The 18,252-nt window shown below is 38.6% G+C and carries 16 protein-coding genes and 1 tRNA gene; 9 read left to right on the top strand and 8 right to left on the bottom strand.

Translation table 11 applies throughout. The features are described from left to right. Nucleotides 1-21 precede the first annotated feature (21 nt). A complete protein-coding gene (locus tag HMPREF2750_RS01735; RefSeq protein WP_070582338.1) occupies nucleotides 22-1,428 on the bottom strand; it encodes a replicative DNA helicase in 1,407 nt (468 codons plus the stop codon). 148 nt (nucleotides 1,429-1,576) lie between these two features. Further along, nucleotides 1,577-3,013: a pyruvate kinase gene (gene pyk / locus HMPREF2750_RS01730; protein WP_070582337.1), complete on the bottom strand. Its 1,437-nt coding sequence runs from the start codon at nucleotides 3,011-3,013 to the stop codon at nucleotides 1,577-1,579. A gap of 226 nt (nucleotides 3,014-3,239) precedes the next feature. Between pyk and HMPREF2750_RS01725 the strand changes: the two genes are divergently transcribed. From HMPREF2750_RS01725 to HMPREF2750_RS01695, 7 genes are all read left to right on the top strand, one after another. Next, nucleotides 3,240-3,316, top strand: a tRNA-Val gene (locus HMPREF2750_RS01725). 181 nt (nucleotides 3,317-3,497) lie between these two features. Continuing rightward, on the top strand, nucleotides 3,498-5,681 hold the full coding sequence (locus HMPREF2750_RS01720; protein WP_070582336.1) for a TonB-dependent siderophore receptor: 2,184 nt from the start codon (nucleotides 3,498-3,500) through the stop codon (nucleotides 5,679-5,681). 65 nt (nucleotides 5,682-5,746) lie between these two features. Further along, on the top strand, nucleotides 5,747-7,507 hold the full coding sequence (locus HMPREF2750_RS01715; protein ID WP_070582335.1) for an ABC transporter ATP-binding protein/permease: 1,761 nt from the start codon (nucleotides 5,747-5,749) through the stop codon (nucleotides 7,505-7,507). 134 nt (nucleotides 7,508-7,641) lie between these two features. Continuing rightward, nucleotides 7,642-9,165 (top strand): lipopolysaccharide biosynthesis protein, encoded by a 1,524-nt coding sequence (locus HMPREF2750_RS01710; RefSeq protein ID WP_070582334.1) that lies wholly within the window; start codon nucleotides 7,642-7,644, stop codon nucleotides 9,163-9,165. Next, nucleotides 9,162-10,118, top strand: a complete 957-nt coding sequence (locus HMPREF2750_RS01705) for a polysaccharide pyruvyl transferase family protein (RefSeq protein WP_070582333.1) — start codon at nucleotides 9,162-9,164, stop codon at nucleotides 10,116-10,118. The genes HMPREF2750_RS01710 and HMPREF2750_RS01705 overlap by 4 nt, the downstream gene beginning before the upstream one ends. Beyond that, nucleotides 10,118-10,861, top strand: a complete 744-nt coding sequence (locus tag HMPREF2750_RS01700; RefSeq protein WP_070582332.1) for a YdcF family protein — start codon at nucleotides 10,118-10,120, stop codon at nucleotides 10,859-10,861. Before HMPREF2750_RS01705 ends, HMPREF2750_RS01700 begins: the two co-directional genes overlap by 1 nt. Before the next feature lie 48 nt (nucleotides 10,862-10,909). Beyond that, nucleotides 10,910-11,572, top strand: coding sequence for an NAD(P)H-dependent oxidoreductase (locus HMPREF2750_RS01695; protein WP_070582331.1), 663 nt, complete (start codon nucleotides 10,910-10,912; stop codon nucleotides 11,570-11,572). Between the two features lie 41 nt (nucleotides 11,573-11,613). Here the strand turns inward: HMPREF2750_RS01695 and zevB are convergent, their stop codons facing one another. Then, nucleotides 11,614-12,591 carry a zinc transporter permease subunit ZevB gene (gene zevB, locus HMPREF2750_RS01690; RefSeq protein WP_070582330.1) on the bottom strand — a complete coding sequence of 326 codons (978 nt, stop codon included), beginning with the start codon at nucleotides 12,589-12,591 and terminating at the stop codon, nucleotides 11,614-11,616. A 2-nt stretch (nucleotides 12,592-12,593) separates the two neighbouring features. Next, nucleotides 12,594-13,226, bottom strand: a complete 633-nt coding sequence (zevA, locus tag HMPREF2750_RS01685) for a zinc transporter binding subunit ZevA (protein WP_070582329.1) — start codon at nucleotides 13,224-13,226, stop codon at nucleotides 12,594-12,596. Nucleotides 13,227-13,574: 348 nt separating this feature from the next. Between zevA and ettA the strand changes: the two genes are divergently transcribed. After that, complete coding sequence (ettA, locus tag HMPREF2750_RS01680) at nucleotides 13,575-15,245, top strand: energy-dependent translational throttle protein EttA (RefSeq protein ID WP_070582328.1); 1,671 nt, start codon at nucleotides 13,575-13,577, stop codon at nucleotides 15,243-15,245. A 55-nt stretch (nucleotides 15,246-15,300) separates the two neighbouring features. Further along, nucleotides 15,301-15,657, top strand: coding sequence for a SirB2 family protein (locus HMPREF2750_RS01675; RefSeq protein WP_070582327.1), 357 nt, complete (start codon nucleotides 15,301-15,303; stop codon nucleotides 15,655-15,657). A gap of 47 nt (nucleotides 15,658-15,704) precedes the next feature. On the opposite strand, the gene yciH is transcribed toward HMPREF2750_RS01675, so the two are convergent. From yciH to HMPREF2750_RS01655, 4 genes are read right to left on the bottom strand one after another with little or no spacing between them, the layout of a single operon-like run. After that, the gene (gene yciH / locus HMPREF2750_RS01670) at nucleotides 15,705-16,025 is read right to left on the bottom strand and encodes a stress response translation initiation inhibitor YciH (RefSeq protein ID WP_070582326.1); all 321 of its coding nucleotides are present in this window, start codon (nucleotides 16,023-16,025) and stop codon (nucleotides 15,705-15,707) included. Between the two features lies 1 nt (nucleotide 16,026). Further along, entirely contained in the window at nucleotides 16,027-16,719 is a 693-nt protein-coding gene (pyrF, locus tag HMPREF2750_RS01665; protein ID WP_049365886.1) for an orotidine-5'-phosphate decarboxylase, read from the bottom strand. 21 nt (nucleotides 16,720-16,740) lie between these two features. Further along, nucleotides 16,741-17,919: a lipopolysaccharide assembly protein LapB gene (lapB, locus tag HMPREF2750_RS01660; protein ID WP_070582325.1), complete on the bottom strand. Its 1,179-nt coding sequence runs from the start codon at nucleotides 17,917-17,919 to the stop codon at nucleotides 16,741-16,743. Continuing rightward, nucleotides 17,919-18,212: a LapA family protein gene (locus tag HMPREF2750_RS01655; RefSeq protein ID WP_049369025.1), complete on the bottom strand. Its 294-nt coding sequence runs from the start codon at nucleotides 18,210-18,212 to the stop codon at nucleotides 17,919-17,921. The genes lapB and HMPREF2750_RS01655 overlap by 1 nt, the downstream gene beginning before the upstream one ends. Nucleotides 18,213-18,252: the final 40 nt, after the last annotated feature.

Genomic DNA, 18,252 nt, shown 5'->3' with positions numbered 1-18,252 from the left:
TTCTAATCCGTTCTATCTTGCCTAATAATCATCTCTGTATTCACGCTGTTCGGCAAGGTTATCAAAGCGTGAGAATTGACCGTTAAATGCTAAACGTACACGACCAATCGGACCGTTACGTTGTTTACCAATAATAATTTCAGCAACCCCTTTATCTTCAGAATTATCGTTATACACTTCGTCACGATAAATAAACATAATTAAGTCAGCATCCTGCTCAATAGAGCCTGATTCACGCAAGTCTGAGTTTACCGGACGTTTATCTGCACGTTGTTCCAAAGTACGGTTAAGCTGGGAAAGTGCAATGACTGGGACTTCTAATTCTTTCGCTAATGCTTTTAAAGAACGAGAAATCTCGGCGATCTCTAAGGTACGGTTATCTGAAAATGCGGGCGCGCGCATTAACTGAAGGTAATCCACCATAATCATGCTCAAGCCACCATTTTCACGATACACACGACGTGCGCGAGAACGCAATTCTGTTGGAGTTAAACCCGATGAATCATCGATATAAAGATTATTTTTTTGCTTAAACATCCCAAACACGCTGGCAATTTTGCTCCATTCCGCTTCTTCCAAGTTTTGGCCAGTACGAATTTTGGTTTGGTCCACGCGAGCGAGAGAGGCAATCATACGCATCATAATTTGCTCAGCAGGCATCTCTAAACTGAATACCAATACAGGCTTATCACTTGCCATGGCCGCATTTTCACAAAGGTTCATTGCAAACGTGGTTTTACCCATCGAAGGACGTGCTGCCACAATGATGAGATCGGAAGGCTGTAAACCAGCTGTTTTCTTATCTAACTCAACAAAGCCCGTTGTGACCCCTGTCACACCATTATGATTTTCAAGCTTACCTAAGGTTTCAATTCGAGCAATAGTGCTTTCCAACACGCTGAGCACGTTTTGAGGGCCCTCTGTTGAAGAACTCCGTTTTTCAGCGATCGCAAAAACTTCCCTTTCAGCTTCATCCAACACCATTTTGATGTCTTTGCCTTTAGGCGAATAACTGTTTTCTGCAATACGATTCCCCACTGCAATAAGCTCACGCAAAATCGCTTTTTCACGTACGATTTCGGCATAAGCCAAAATATTAATAGCATTTGGGGTGTTATTAGAAAGATCTGCGAGATAAGCAAAACCTCCTACGGAATCACTGATACCTTTGGCTTTAAGGGCTTGATCAAGGGTGATTAAATCAATCGGCGTTTGGTTACGCATTAATTCTTCCATAGTTTGGAAGATAGCTTTATGTGCAAAAGTGTAAAAATCCTCAGCGATCACTCTTTCTGCAATACCATCCCAATGTTGATTACTCAACATAATGCCACCAAGTACGGCTTGTTCAGCTTCAGTGGAATGAGGCGGGATGCTAACTTGTTCAGTTTTCTGATCTGGAGATTGGATTTGTCTTTGTGAGGCCATAAGGATTTCAATTTAAACTAAAAACTGTGCTTATGATACCGCAAATACGAGGTGGTTTTAAGAAAAAAGTGCGGTCAATATTTTCAATATTTTAGATATAAAAAAACGGTGGAAAAATCCACCGCTCTTTTTTATTCATGAATGTTGATTATTCAACAGTTAAAGTACGACAAACGTTAGTTGTACCTTCTGACTCATCACCTTGTGTTAATAAAACAACATCACCAGAAACTAAATAACCTTTTTCTTTTAATAGGTTAATCGCTGCTTTTGCACCCGCAGAGCTACGAGATTCACCATCAAAATGAACTGGTGTCACGCCGCGATATAATGCACAACGATTTAATGTTTCTTGAACACGAGAAAGTGCAAAGATTGGTAAACCTGAGCTGATACGTGACATTAATAATGGTGTACGACCAGAGTGACTTAATGTAATGATTGCAGCGATACCGCTTAAGTGGTTTGCGGCGTACATTGCAGACATTGCTACTGATTCTTCAATATCTCTGAACTCACGATCTAAACGGTGATGAGAAATATTTATGCTAGGCATTTTTTCTGCACCTAAACATACGCGTGCCATTGTCGCTACAGTTTCAGCTGGATATTGACCTGCTGCAGTTTCCGCTGAAAGCATTACCGCATCGGTACCATCTAATACCGCATTTGCCACGTCCATTACTTCTGCACGAGTTGGCATTGGGTTGCTAATCATTGACTCCATCATTTGAGTTGCTGTAATAACTGCACGGTTTAATTGACGTGAACGACGAATTAATTTTTTCTGTACGCCAACTAATTCTGGGTCACCGATTTCCACACCTAAGTCACCACGTGCAACCATGATAACATCAGAAGCTAGGATGATATCATCCATTGCTGCTTCATCAACTACGGTTTCAGCACGTTCAACTTTAGCAACGATTTTCGCTTCTAAACCAGCTTGTTTTGCTAACTCACGTGCATAGTTTAAATCTGCACTTGAACGTGGGAAAGATACCGCTAAGAAATCCACACCGATACGTGCCGCAGTGATAATATCTGCTTTATCTTTTTCAGTTAATGCGTCTGCAGATAAGCCACCACCTAATTTGTTGATCCCTTTATTGTTTGATAATGGACCACCAACTGTCACTTCAGTAAATACTTTTGCACCTTCTGTAGAAAGTACTTTTAATTGAACACGGCCGTCATCCAATAAAAGAATATCACCAGGAACAACATCTTGTGGAAGAGTTTTATAGTCTAAACCAACAGCTTCTTGATTACCTTCACCTTTTGGTAATTCCGCATCAAGAATAAATTTATCACCAACATTTAAGAAAATTTTGCCGTCTTTAAAAGTAGAAACACGAATTTTAGGACCTTGTAAGTCACCTAAAATTGCCACGGTTTTACCTAATTTTTTCGCGATCGAACGAACACGCTCAGCACGCTCAATATGATCATCTGGTGTACCGTGAGAAAAGTTCATACGTACAACATTAGCGCCTGCTGCGATAATTTTTTCAAGATTGTTATCGCGGTCTGTAGCTGGACCCATTGTACATACAATCTTCGTTCTTCTTAATTTTCTAGACATTATCTAAACTCCACAAATAGTTACAATTTAAAAAAGCTTTTTTAATTTCGGCTCATCCGAGATAAAAACCGTCGCGCATTATACGCTTAAACCACTGCAAAATCAAAATAAGCACTGAGAGTTTTTGCAACAAATTTTGGTTATTTTTTTAGCAGCTAAATTTAACTTAAAACAAATCCCCTTGTTTTCATCATTAAAACTGTTTATCATCTGCCACATCTTTTACGCGACTATAGCTCAGTTGGTTAGAGCACCACCTTGACATGGTGGGGGTCACTGGTTCGAGTCCAGCTAGTCGCACCATATTACAATCCCAAGCTTTTTAGCTTGGGATTTTTCTTTTCATCCCCTGTTTAATTTGAATAAATTTTTTCTGAATAAAGCATACATACAAATGAAAATAATTTGTATTGATTGACGTAAACGTTTTCGCTATACTTGCGGCTCTTTTATTATCTATCGGGTTATATATCGGAAAACAATTATGAAATTTAAATTAAGCCTTATTTCAACCGCACTTTTGGCGAGTTTCTCCGCTTCTACTTTTGCAGAAACTGAACAAGCCGCAAATACAAACACCGAAGTGCTTGAGCAAATCAATGTTCAAGATACGGGGATTAAACAAAATGGTTATCAAACAACCGGGACATCCGTTGTATCGAAAGCTGAAGTGCCTGTATTCGACACACCAAACACAGTAAATATTCTTTCAACCAAACTATTGGAAGATCGCAAACCTGAATCACTCATTGATGCGCTTTATAATGTCAGTGGTGTAAGTCAAGCGAATACATTAGGTGGTATGTTTGACTCTATTCAGAAACGTGGTTTTGGTGGAAACCGTGACAACTCGATTATGCGTAACGGTTTACAAGCTGGCCCAGCTAAAAACTTTAGCGCGACAACTGAAACCGTTGAAGTTTTAAAAGGGCCTGCATCTGTGCTTTATGGTATTCAAGATCCAGGTGGCGTGGTCAATATCATTACTAAAAAACCACAACAAACACCTCGTTATGTCATTGGTGGGACCTTAGGTAATCATAGCCTATGGGGAACACAATTGGACTTCACCGGCGGTTTAGGAAATGGTTTCGCTTACCGCTTTATCTATGATAAACAAGAAAAAGACTACTGGCGTAATTTTGGCAAAGTGAAAAACACGACTTACGCACCATCTCTTTCTTGGGAAAATGATAAAACTAAAGTGCTTCTTTCTTATGAACACAAAGATATTCTTGAGCCATTTGATCGTGGTACAAATCTTTTAACGGCAACTAATGCATTACCGGATATTCCTGTATCGCGTCGTTTAGATGAACCAAATAATGAAACAACCGCAAAAACCGATAACATTGATTTTAAAATTGAACACAAATTAAGTGATGGTTGGAAATTAAATGCGGGTTATAGCTATGCTCGTTACAAATATTTCTACGATCAAGCTCGTATTACAAATGTTAACGTTAAAACACGAACAGCCCGCCGTGCGATTGAACAGCAACAAGGGGATCAACGCGTTCATAGCGGTACATTAAATATCGTTGGTGAATTTGGTATTGGTGATATCGCTAACCGCTTTGTAGCCGGTATTGATGCAATGCGTAATATTCGTGATCTTGGTCCTATTTATAACCAAGGCATCATGAATTCTGATATCAATATTGATAATCCAAACTATACCAGCCCTGTTGCGGAACATAAAAATGGTAACGGCAATGCCTATCAATATAACTATCTCAAAACTGTTGGTGTTTATATTCAAGATACCGCCTACTTTACAGATAACTTTATCATGACGGGTGGTTTACGTTATGAGTACTTTGATCAATTTGCAGGACGTCATTGCTTAAATGCGGCAAACTGTAAAAAAGGCCAAAATCTAACAAAAACCGGAAATACCGATCAGCACGATGGTAAGTTATTATATCAATTAGGTGCCGTATATAAATTTACGCCACATATTGCAACCTTTGCGAACTACTCTGAGTCTTTCCGTCCACAAATGAGTGTTGCAACACCTGTTAGCGGAGATTTAAAACCAGAACAAGGTAAATCTTTTGAGATTGGTGCAAAATACGAAAACTCAGGCTTTAATGCAACACTTGCATTATTCAATATCAGCAAACGTAATGTAGCTGAGGCTGTTGGTTCTGGTTCAAATGCGCAATTAAATATCGTCGGCAAACAACGTTCTCGTGGTGTGGAATTCGATCTTAATGGTCAAATTACGGATAGTCTAAGCGTAGCGGCTAACTATACCTACACCAAAGTAAAATCACTTGAAAATGAGCGCTATCCTGATGCGGTAAATCAACAACTTTCTGGTGTACCAAAACATCAAGCTTCCCTATTCCTAGCTTATAACGTAGGTGAATTTGATTTTGGTAACATCCGTGTTGGTGGTGGTGCTCGTTATTTAGGTTCTTGGCATGCTTATAACAGTGATTACACAAAAGCATACAAATTACCTCATGCCGTGGTATATGATGCCTTTATTGCTTACGATACCAAAATCTCTGGCAAGAAAGTCTCTTTCCAACTTAACGGTAAAAACTTAGCAGATAAAACTTACTATCCATCCACCTCTGGTAACGCAACAAATACGTTAATCCCTGTTGCATTAGGTTATGGACGTGAATTTATTTTCAACACGAAAGTTGAGTTTTAATTGAGCGCACAATACGAGGGCGAATCATTTCGCCCTTTTTTCGTTTTTTACTTTATGGATAATCAATGAATTGGCAAACTGAACTTAACTCAAGTTTAAGCTGGATTTTGACCGCACTTTTCTGGGTGATTGTGTGCTTTAGCGTGACGACACTCGCACTCAAGCAAACCACATTCGGTCAGAAGTTTTGGCATATTGCATCCCCTTCGATTAATCGCCGTAACGGCATCAAAATCATCGTTATGCTACTGGTGTTGTTTACCATGATTTTGTTAGAAGTGCGTTTCAGCGTACTCAACTCTTTTTTCTATAACGGGCTTTATAGCTCAATGCAGGAATTAGATGCGGATAAGTTTTGGTTCTTTGCAAAACTGAATGCCCTCTTAGTATTGGTACAAGTTATCCACTCCATCGCCGATTATTTCTTGCAACAAGTATTTGAAATCCGTTGGTTGGAAAGCTTGAATAAAGTCCTTGTTAAACGATGGTTAGAAAATAAAAAATACTATCGCCTCAAATACGAAAAAGATCTGCCCGATAATATTGATCAACGTATTGAACAAGATGCACGTGAATTTATCAGTAGTACTGTAAAAATTGTACGCGGTATGATTAATTCTATTTTGACTACCATTGAATTCACTATCATTCTTTGGTCACTTTCTGGAATATTAAGTCTTTTTGGCTTGAATATCGAAAAAGGCGTCGTTTTCTTTATTTATGCCTTTATTATCCTCGCAACGTTAATGTCTGTATGGATTGGTCACCCTTTGATCAAGCTGAACTTCAATAAAGAAAAACTCAATGGTGACTACCGTTATTCTTTAATTCGAGTGCGAGATAATGCGGAAAGTATCGCCTTTTATCAAGGTGAACAGCAAGAACAGCATTTACTGAAAAACAAATTTGCCGAAATTATTCATAACCGTTGGGCAATTGTATTAAGAATGTTGGGATTAGACGGCTTTAACGGAAGCGTCACACGAGTGGCGAAACTCTTACCTTTAATGCTTCAAGCCCCTCGTTTTTTTACTGGACAAATCAAACTGGGCGATATGCACCAAACTGTGCAAGCATTTAACCGATTAATGACCGCACTTTCCTTCTTCCGTTTGTTCTATGAAGAGTTTACGCTCTATCAAGCGCGCTTAAATCGTCTTTATGGTTTTATGACTAAGTTGGATGAATTAGATCATTTAGAAATTCATCAACCCATGAAATGTTCTAACCGTGTTGCATTGTCAAACTTTGGTATTAAAGACGAGCAAGGCAGATTGTTGCTTAATAACTTAAATATTGAACTAAAAAATGGTGATGCTTTATTAATTCAAGGTCCATCTGGCACAGGGAAAACATCGCTATTAAAAGCGATGGCCGGAATTTATCCTTTTGAGACAGTTGGTCTGGTGGAACATCCTTGTGTGACCAGTTTATTCTTACCGCAACGTCCTTATATGCCACAAGGCACATTACGTGAAGCAATTTGCTATCCTGATATTGATCCTTATCATCCTGAATTGGAAAAAACACTCGCGGATTGCTGTTTGGATAAATACCTTCATAGTCTTGATATAGATAACGATTGGCAAGCAATTTTGTCACCGGGTGAATTACAGCGTGTGGCATTTATTCGTATTTTACTGACCAAACCTGAAGTGGTCTTTTTAGATGAAACCACATCAGCACTTGATGAGCCAACAGAGTATCTGCTTTATAAAACAATTAAAGAGCGCTTACCGAATATGATCATTCTAAGTGTCGGCCATCGTGGTACATTACATCAATTCCATAACAAACAATTGGATTTGGCAGTCTGCATCGTCTAAATAACAAAAGGCTAAATTATATTTAGCCTTTTCTTTTTACTACGCCCGTACAATTGCTTAGAACTAGCACAATGCTTGCTACACACCCCAATCCCCCCTATAATTCCCCCAATTTTTCTAATTCCATTTTCACAATGTCAAATAAAACCATTGCTAAAAATACACTGTTTCTTTACATCCGCATGCTCTTCAACATGGGAGCGATGCTGTATATCTCTCGTGTGGTATTACAGGTATTGGGTGTAGAAGATTTTGGTATCTACAACATTGTGATGGGTGTCGTGGTCTTATTTTCCTTTTTTAATGGCACAATGACCGCCACCACTCAGCGTTTTATTAACGTAGAAAAAGCCTCAAATGACATTCAGCGTGTCAATAAAGTCTTTAATATTAGCATCTTAAATCACCTACTCATTATTTTTATCGTATTCGTGTTAGCTGAAACCGTCGGTTTATGGTTTTTAAATCACAAATTAGTTATCCCCGCTGAACGCTTGCAAGCGGCAAATATCGTTTACCAATTAGCATTAATTATTGCCCTTGTTGAAATCATTAAAGTGCCATTCAATGCCATGATTGTTGCACACGAGAAAATGGGATTCTATGCGTGGTTGGGATTAGGGGAAACCATCTTAAAACTGACCTCTGTTTTTATCTTAAGTCATATCACACATTACGATAAGTTGATTACTTATGGTTGCTTATTGCTTTCAGTCAGCTTAATCGTGCTCTCCCTTTATGTGTTATTCACTAAATATTATTTCAAAGAAGCCGCACGTTTCCGTTTATATAAAGATTTAAGTAAAACCAAAGAAATGGTGAGTTTTTCCGGTTGGATGCTTATGGGGCAAGTCGCTTATGTGGGTTCAACACAAGGCTTGAATATGGTGTCTAACTTATTCTTTGGTGTGGCAGTCAATGCCGCTGTTGCGATTGCAACACAAGTAGAAGGTGCCGTTTACAGCTTTGTGAATAATTTCCAAATGGCAGCTAATCCGCAGTTAGTTCAGTCTTATGCAGCAAAAGATTATGATCGCAATCGTCAATTAATTCTTGGGATTTCAAAATATTCACTTTATTTAATGGCGATTCTCTCTGCGCCTGTATTGTATTTCACCCATACCTTACTGACATTTTGGTTAGGCGATCATCTTCCGCAATATACTGAACAACTTGTACAAGCCATTATTGCTTGCTTATTGATCAGTGCAATGGCTGGCGCATTTTGGATGAGTGCATTAGCCATTGGCACATCCACCGTAAAACAATACAATATCATCGTAGCATTAATTGATCTTTGTACGGTACCATTGGCTTATTATTTGTTCACACTAGGTTATAATCCAGTATTTGCCTTTGTGGGTAAATTTAGTACGATGGTCATCTCACAAATCTATCGATTATATTTTATTAATAAAAAAATTAAATTTAACCAAAAAGAATTTGTCTCATATTTATTGAATGTCGGCGTGGTGTTTGGCCTGCTATTAGGTATCATCTATATATCAGATACTACCCGTAGCTATTCTTTATTGGAATTTATTGGACAATCCATCATCTTAGAAATGGTATTAATCTGTGTCATTTTAATCTTCGGATTAAACACAGCAGAAAAAAATTTCTTGTTTAGCTATTTAAAGAAAAGAGTAAAAAAATGAATCAACTCCTTATTGATTTAAAAAATAAACTGAATCCTATTGTTGAACTGATCAAAGATAAAAACGACGTATTTTATTTTGACTACCCGCTTCATTTGAACGTGGGCGATTTGCTGATCTATCACGGAACCGAGCAATTTTTTAAAGATCACCACATTAACGTGACCTTAAAACGCTGTGAATATGATTTAGATCTTAAAGAAGTCAAAGCAAAAATTACACCGAACACTACCATTCTTTTACATGGTGGTGGCAACTTTGGTGATCTTTATCCGCAGCATCAAAAGATCCGTGAAGAAATAGTGACGAATTTCCCGAATAATCGCATTATTGTGCTTCCACAAACCGCTTATTTTAAACAAGAAAAAAATCTGCAAAAATCAGCCGCACTTTTCCGTAGCCACAGTGATTGCCATCTATTGGCTCGTGACGAAAGAACGGCGAATCTATTTGCACAATTTTCAAATCATGTTTATTTGTCACCGGACATGGCGCATCAGCTTTATGGCACCATGGAAACGAAACAAGGCAAAACTGGTGAGCAGCTTTACTTCCTACGTAAAGATATTGAAGCGAGTGATATCGAGAAAAATATCCTTGCTCAACTGCCTGCTAACAGCAATGTAAAAGACTGGGAAGATATTCTTTCAACAGAAGACGATGTTGTTTTAGCAGTAAGCTGGCGAATGAGTAAAATAGCCAATAAATTTGGTTTAAGTTGGCTAAAAGATCTCTGCCATCAGTTTTGGTATGCCTATACTCAACGCATTGTAAAACGTGTTGCACAAGTATTCTTAGCGAATGATAAAGTCACCACAACTCGCTTACATGGTCATATTTTCTCTTGCTTATTAGAAATTCCAAATCGTGTTTGCGATAACTCTTATGGCAAAAATAGTAGCTATGCCAAATTATGGACCAAAGAACTAGATTTTGTTGAATTGGATAAATAATGTTTGAATTGAAAAAACTGATTACAGCCATGATTCTTCCCCCATTTAATATTTTAATTTTATGGGGACTTTCACTTATTCTAGCTAAATTCAATTTCAAAAAATTAAGCCGAATTTCGACCGCACTTGGTTTCTCTCTACTCTATCTTTTAAGCATTCCTTACACTGCTCAAGTACTTAAAGACAGTCTCATTACTGAAGATCATTTAACACTGCAAGATTATCAACAAGCTCAAGCGATAGTTTTACTGGGTGGTGGTTTACGTGATAGCAAAGAGCTTTATGCACCATTAGCTTCAACAGGTATTCAGCTTGAACGCTTACGCTATGCCGCATTCTTGCAAAGAGAAACGCACTTGCCACTATTAATTACAGGAGCGAGTCCAACTGGCGCCATTGAAGCAAAAATCGCTGCGGAAGAACTCCAAAACTTCTTTAATGTGCCAACTAAATGGATTGAACCTAAAGCACTTACTACCAAAGAAAATGCACTTTTCACCAAACAAATGTTGGAAAAAGAAGGTATTCACAAAATTATTTTAGTCACCAATGAATGGCATATGCAACGAGCAAAATTATTATTCCAACAACAAGGTTTTGATGTGTTACCTGCAAGTGTAGGTGAAGGCATTACGCCTGACAGTTATGGACTCAATATGATGCATTTTATTCCACAAGGTGGCGCGATTACGAAAAATATGCAATTACTCAAAGAGTGGATTGGATATTGGAAAGAGCGCTAAAGTGCGGTCAAAAGATCACAAATTAGATAATGTTAAGAGGAAGAAAACATGAGTCAAATTACACGCGAACAAATGCTTCAGGTATTCGAAAATCGCTGTTCCACGCGTTATTACGATCCGAATAAAAAAATTAGCCAAGAAGATTTCGCGGCAATTTTAGAATTTGCTCGTTTATCACCAAGCTCTGTCGGCTCTGAGCCATGGAAGTTCTTAGTTATTCAAAATAAAGCATTACGCGATAAACTCAAACCTTTTAGCTGGGGCATGCAATATCAATTAGATGATTGTAGCCATTTAGTGATTATTCTTGCGAAGAAAAATGCGCGATATGATACACCTTTCTTCCGTGATGTCGCGGTGCGTAGAGGTTTACAAGGTGAGCAATTAGAAAAAGCCTTGGAAAAATATAAGGGCTTACAAGAAGTTGAAATGAAAACCGCAGAAAGCGAGCGTGCATTATTTGACTGGACAAGCAAACAAACCTACATTGCATTAGCCAATATGCTAACTGGTGCCGCCGCTATCGGTGTTGATTCTTGCCCGATTGAAGGCTTTAACTACGATAAAATGAATGAAACTTTAGCCGCTGAAGGCCTCTTTGATCCAAATGAATGGGGCGTATCCGTGGCAGCAACATTTGGTTATCGAGCGAGAGACATTACCAAAAAATCTCGTAGACCAATTGAAGAAATCGTTACTTGGGTTGAATAATCTATTTTCAAATAAATGGGCAGCAAACGCTGCCCTTTTCTTTACCCACCAAACAAGGCGGCGCCACCTGTTACAGCCCCCATCGAGCCATATAACAAGCTTAGTGCAAAAAAGATCATAATTGCGCCCGCAATGCATTTAATCATGGCCTCACCTTTTTGATTAGAACCAGTTAAACCGTACCAATGGCCTAATCGCGTTGCGACATTTCTCGCATAGCGCACTAACGCAGCAAAAAGTGAAAGCATTAATCCTGTGCCCAGAGACATGGCAAACGTAGCTACAATTCCCCACCAATAAAGATCCAGCATATAAGCGAGAAAGAGCACAAAAATAGCGCCACTACACGGTCGCATACCAATAGTCAAAATCACTAAGAGCTGAGATTTTAAATCACCTGATTGCTTAAGCTGTTGATTATTCGGTAGATGTTGATGCCCACAGCTACACTGTGTTTGGCTTACTTTTCCTTGCCCATATCGAAAAGGCGAAGCTGTTCCAATCTGTTTTGGTAATGATTGAATCGATGTGATACGAAAAGATTGCTTTTTCTTTAAGCCTTTCAGACCTTGAGCGATCCAATAAAGCCCTAACAGCACTAATAAAATTAAAGCACTACGTTCCAGCCATAACTGACTAAGTTTAAAATATTTTGAGGAAAGATTAAGTATCACCACCACAATGGAGGTTGCAGCAACTGCGACAAAACCTTGCATGAGAGAGGAAAGCAAGCTTAAGCGTACGCTGGTCTTAAGTTGGCTTTCGTGCGTAGAAAGATAACTAGCGATAATAAATTTGCCATGCCCAGGCCCTAATGCATGTAATACACCATAAGAAAAGGCGGCAAAAATCAACCACAATCCTGCCGTTGATGAATGTGCTTGAATCTGGTGTAGATTTTCAGAAATCAACTGATTAAAGGCTTTTTGCCAATCAGCAACTTGCACAAACAGCCAAGGTAATAATGCGAAGATAATCGTTAATAAACCAATAAAAAGTGCGGTTAGTTTTAACTTCATTTTTATTCACACTTAATTTTTACTTTCTGCGCAAACAATACACCAAGAGAATCATCTTCATTTTTTTGCGATTTATCCAATGATGATGCGTAAGATTGAATTTTTTCATCGACATTAGGTTCCAGCACCTCGCCTTTGCAATTTGCAGGAAGTGATGAAAAATCAACCGCTCTTTTGCCTGGTTCTGCATACCGCATAGCCACATAATAAGTGCGATCATAAGTCATCAGCGTAAATTCATTATTTTGTAAGGCCTGTGGCTGTGCCAAAAGAAAATCAAAATAATATTCCACCTCGTTCCCTTTCACACGCATACCGTAATTTTCAGGGTGTTTTGTGTATTTAATTTTATGATTTTCTTTGTCAAAAATATAACTAAAGTAATGTTCATTCACAACGTTTGCCATTACTTCATCAACTAATTTCTGTTGGGCAGCCTTATCCCCTTTTGCCTGCTTCACATCATACAAGACAGCTGAAGAACTGGCTTCATCCAGTAACCACTGCGTTGAGAAACCAATTAATTGATTATCTTTCACTAAGGGTTTCGTTTGCATATCAATGAATGCGTGGGGATGCGCTAGCGCTGAAAAAGGAGAAATTAGCAATAATCCAAGAGGTAATTTTTTAAACATAAATAAGAAAAAAGAGTGGCTAAATGATTGAATAGACAGATTTTATCACAAGCAGTTCCCAATCAAAATCGAATAAAAATCAGTCTAAAAGTAAAAAATCCTATGATTTTATTGATTTTTATCAAAAAATTATTCATTCGCATTTCCCTTATAACTGAAATTTATGTACTATCTGTTTCGTCAAGTGATTGCTTGATATTCATAAAGTTCCTAAATAAAATAATCATAAATATAGCTAAACTACTTTCCTACCACCCTGTATGGGTGGTTTTTTTTGCCTTTCAAATAGCTTATTCCCTAAACATCAAGTAAAATAACCGCACTTTTATTCATAACATCGAGAAAATTATGTCAACGCAATTTGTATATACGATGCACCATGTCGGCAAAGTGGTGCCACCAAAGCGTCATATTTTGAAAGATATTTCTTTAAGCTTCTTCCCTGGTGCAAAAATCGGGGTTCTAGGCTTAAATGGTGCGGGTAAATCAACCCTCTTACGCATTATGGCGGGCGTGGATAAAGAGTTCGAAGGTGAAGCTCGTCCACAACCGGGTATCAAAATTGGTTATCTTCCACAAGAACCAAAACTTGATCCGCAACAAACAGTGCGTGAAGCGGTAGAAGAAGCCGTTTCTGAAGTGAAAAATGCACTGACTCGCTTAGATGAAGTCTATGCACTTTATGCAGATCCTGATGCGGATTTTGATAAATTAGCGGCAGAACAAGCAAACCTTGAAGCCATTATTCAAGCACACGATGGCCATAATTTAGATAACCAATTAGAACGTGCAGCAGATGCATTACGTTTACCAGATTGGGATGCAAAAATTGAGCATTTATCAGGGGGCGAACGTCGTCGCGTCGCACTTTGTCGCTTATTACTCGAAAAACCAGACATGCTCTTATTAGACGAACCAACCAACCACTTAGATGCTGAATCTGTAGCATGGTTAGAGCGTTTCTTACATGACTACGAAGGTACCGTTGTGGCGATTACCCACGACCGTTACTTCTTAGATAATGTAGCAGGTTGGATCTTAGAGCTTGACCGTGGTGAAGGTATCCCTTGGGAAGGCAACTACTCTTCTTGGTTAGAGCAAAAAGAGAAACGTTTAGAACAAGAACAAGCAACTGAAAATGCACGTCAAAAATCGATTGCGAAAGAGTTAGAATGGGTTCGTCAAAATCCGAAAGGCCGTCAAGCGAAAAGCAAAGCACGTATGGCGCGCTTTGATGAATTGAACTCTGGCGAATACCAAAAACGTAATGAGACCAATGAGCTCTTTATTCCACCTGGTCCACGTTTAGGTGATAAAGTGATCGAAGTGCAAAACCTCACCAAATCCTACGGTGATCGTACTTTAATCGACGATTTATCATTCAGCATTCCCAAAGGGGCTATCGTGGGTATTATCGGAGCGAACGGTGCGGGTAAATCTACCCTATTCCGTATGCTTTCAGGTCAAGAACAACCGGATAGCGGCTCAATTACGATGGGTGAAACTGTTGTTCTTGCCTCTGTCGATCAGTTCCGTGACTCAATGGATGATAAGAAAACTGTATGGGAAGAAGTGTCTAATGGACAAGATATTCTCACTATTGGTAACTTTGAAATTCCAAGCCGTGCGTATGTTGGACGCTTCAACTTCAAAGGCGTAGATCAACAGAAACGTGTGGGCGAATTATCGGGTGGTGAACGTGGTCGTTTACACTTAGCTAAACTTCTACAACGTGGTGGTAACGTACTGTTATTGGACGAACCGACCAATGACTTAGACGTTGAAACTTTACGTGCGTTAGAAAATGCGATCTTAGAATTCCCAGGTTGTGCAATGGTGATTTCCCATGACCGTTGGTTCTTAGACCGTATTGCAACTCATATTTTAGATTACGGTGATGAAGGTAAAGTGACGTTCTACGAAGGTAACTTCTCAGACTACGAAGAGTGGAAAAAGAAAACCTTAGGTGAAGCCGCAACACAACCACATCGTATAAAATATAAACGTATTGCAAAATAAAAATTCGAAGTGCGGTTATTTTTGACCGCACTTTCCTTTTACATCTGGAGTGATTATGTTAGTTTATTTGCACATTGTTTGTGCATTTTTAAGTTTAGGATTATTAATTATCCGTGGGGGAATGCAATTAAGTGGGAAAAATTGGCGCGCGATTAAACTGCTAAAAATTTTACCACACTTAGTTGATACACTTTTAATTGCAAGCGGCTTAACGATTTTCTTCTTGGTCGGTTATCAGCTACAAAGCTGGTTGGTCATTAAAATCATCATGCTTGTGCTTTATATCTTCTTCTCGGCTAAATATTTTAGTCGTAAAGCGGTCAACCCAAACAGTGCATTTCTGGCATTTGCCTTGTTAAGTTTCTTAGGTGCAATGTTCTTTGCCTACCAACCAAACTTTATGGAAGGCTAATTATGAAAAAATCCATCTTCAATTGAAGATGGATTTTTTGTTTTATTTTAGCCACCCGCTAATTTTACTTTAAACCCTTTTTGTTCTAAAAGTTGTTTAAGTAAATCGCGTTTTTCACCTTGAATCTCAATGTTGCCGTCTTTAACCGAACCACCACAACCACAACGTTTTTTAAGTTCAGCCGCTAACTTTTTCAATTCATCATCAGATAAATCTAGTCCCGTAACCACTGAAACACCCGCACCTTTTCGACCACTGGTTTGTTTTTGGATGCGAACCACACCATCACCTTTAGGGCGTTGTACCGGCTGCTTTTGCTCTTTAATTCGACCAACTTCGGTAGAATAAACTAAAGTACTCTCAGTCATATTACTCAATTGATGCATTAATTGAACGAAGCACTTCAGCTGGATTTTCAGCTTGCGTAATTGGACGACCGATTACTAAATAATCAGAACCAGATCTAATAGCAGCAGCTGGTGTCATGACACGACGCTGATCACCAAAATCACTACCAATTGGACGAATCCCTGGGGTGACTAATTTAAAATCAGGACCACAAGTATTGCGTAAGATCTCCACTTCCTGTGGTGAACAAACGACGCCATCTAATCCCGCTCGCTGGGTTAAATGCGCAAGACGTAATACATGTTCAAGTGGTGAAGAATTAATACCAATTTGTAATAAATCCAAATCTTCCATACTGGTCAATACGGTTACTGCAATTAATAACGGTGCGTCTTTTCCATAAGGCTCGAGAATTTTCTTCGCCTCTTCCATCATTTTTAGACCACCGCTAGCATGGACATCAACCATCCATACCCCTAAATCAGCCGCAGAACGCACTGCTCTTGCCACAGTATTCGGAATATCATGAAATTTAAGATCGAGGAAAACATCAAATTGACGCTCGTGTAATTGCTTAACGAAACTGGTTCCCAGTGTGGTAAACATTTCTTTACCCACTTTTAAACGGCATAAGCTTGGATCAATTTGATCCACGAGGGATAGCGCTTGTGCTTCTGTTTCGTAATCTAATGCAACGATTACTTTGCTATTCATAATTTTACCTCTCTGTGTCAATTAATTATGTTCTGGTTTGATGGATTCCCACTGTTTGCAAGAAGGACAATTCCACATTAATTTATGGGTTTGATAACCGCAATTTGAGCAACGATAACCAAAGCTTTGCTTAATTCTCTCACCGACCATTTTATGTAGCAAAATTAAGCTTTCTTTACCTCGCCCTTCCTCTGCATCATCAATTTGGAATTGAATAAAACGGTGGAAAATAGATGTACTCGGATGTTTTGTTAACTGCTGATAAAGTTTTGATTGTGCGGCACTCTTGCCATCTTTCTCTTCAATCACGCTTGCTAACATTAAATCGACTTTAGTATTGTTAACCTGCTGACTGGCTCGAATTAGAAATAACTCAAAGTTATCTCTCTCTCCTAATTCATCATAACAATATTTGAGCGTTTTCAACACTTCACCAATATAAATTGGATTTTGCTCAAGAATATTCTCTAAAAAGTGAATGGCTTGTCGATAGTTTTTATTGGCCATTTCTAAATCAGCAAGCAGCATTGATGCTCTCACACTGGTTGGAGATACATTCAGCGCTTTTTGTAAAATACTACGTTTTTCGACCGCACTTTCAAGTTCACCACTTAAGGCATATTCACAATAACATTGTGCTAATTCCACATTATTTTCTTTGGGTGAGATCTTGGCAAGCTTCTCTGCGATATTAACGGCTTTTTTCCATTCTTTTGTTTTTTGATAAATCACCAAAAGCTGTTGAAGTGCATTTTCTGCAAACTCTGGCTCATCTACCATAATAATATAAAGGGCTTCAGCGCGGTCATAAAAACCGACTGTCATGAAATCTTTGGCAAGTTGCTGTTTAGCTAATAATTTTTGTTCGAAAGAATAATTGGGACTACGATCGAGTGCTTGATGGATCCGCAAAGCACGATCCACTTCGCCTCGAGAACGGAAAAGATTACCGAGCGTTAACTCAGCTTCAAATTGTGAGTTGCTTTCAATTTCATTTTCTGTTTCTTGTTTTTGCAACATATCAAGAAACAAATCAACGGCTTTATCCGTTTGATTGGAAAGCAAAAAATTGACCCCCGTGACATAATCACGGGAGAGTTTATTACTAATATCTTCCTGATCTTTCTTGGCACTCCGATGCCCCATATACCAACCGTAAGCGGCGGCTATTGGCAGAAGCAGAAAGAGTAATTCAAGCATTATACTGCCTTATCGCGAGTAGTCGTTAATTCGTTAATTTGTAATGTTTGACGTTTAACTTGACGCGCTAACGACATATTTTTGAATTTTAATTTTAAGTAGAAGAATCCAGTAATTAACCAACCTAAAATTAATCCAAAACCAAATAAAATCGCGACTAGCGTTGAAAGTTGGAATTGGCTTTCAGCAACAATGTAGTTAAAGGTGATTACTTGATCATTATTCGCCCCTATAGTTACCGCAACGATTACGATAGCTAGCACAATAATGAGTCCGAGAATATATTTAATCATCACAATCTCCTTGTTAAGAATAGTTTCATTATGCCAAAAT

Source organism: Haemophilus sp. HMSC066D02 (genome assembly GCF_001810545.1).
Classification (GTDB): domain Bacteria; phylum Pseudomonadota; class Gammaproteobacteria; order Enterobacterales; family Pasteurellaceae; genus Haemophilus_D.
This window is presented reverse-complemented; position numbering and strand designations above follow the sequence as displayed.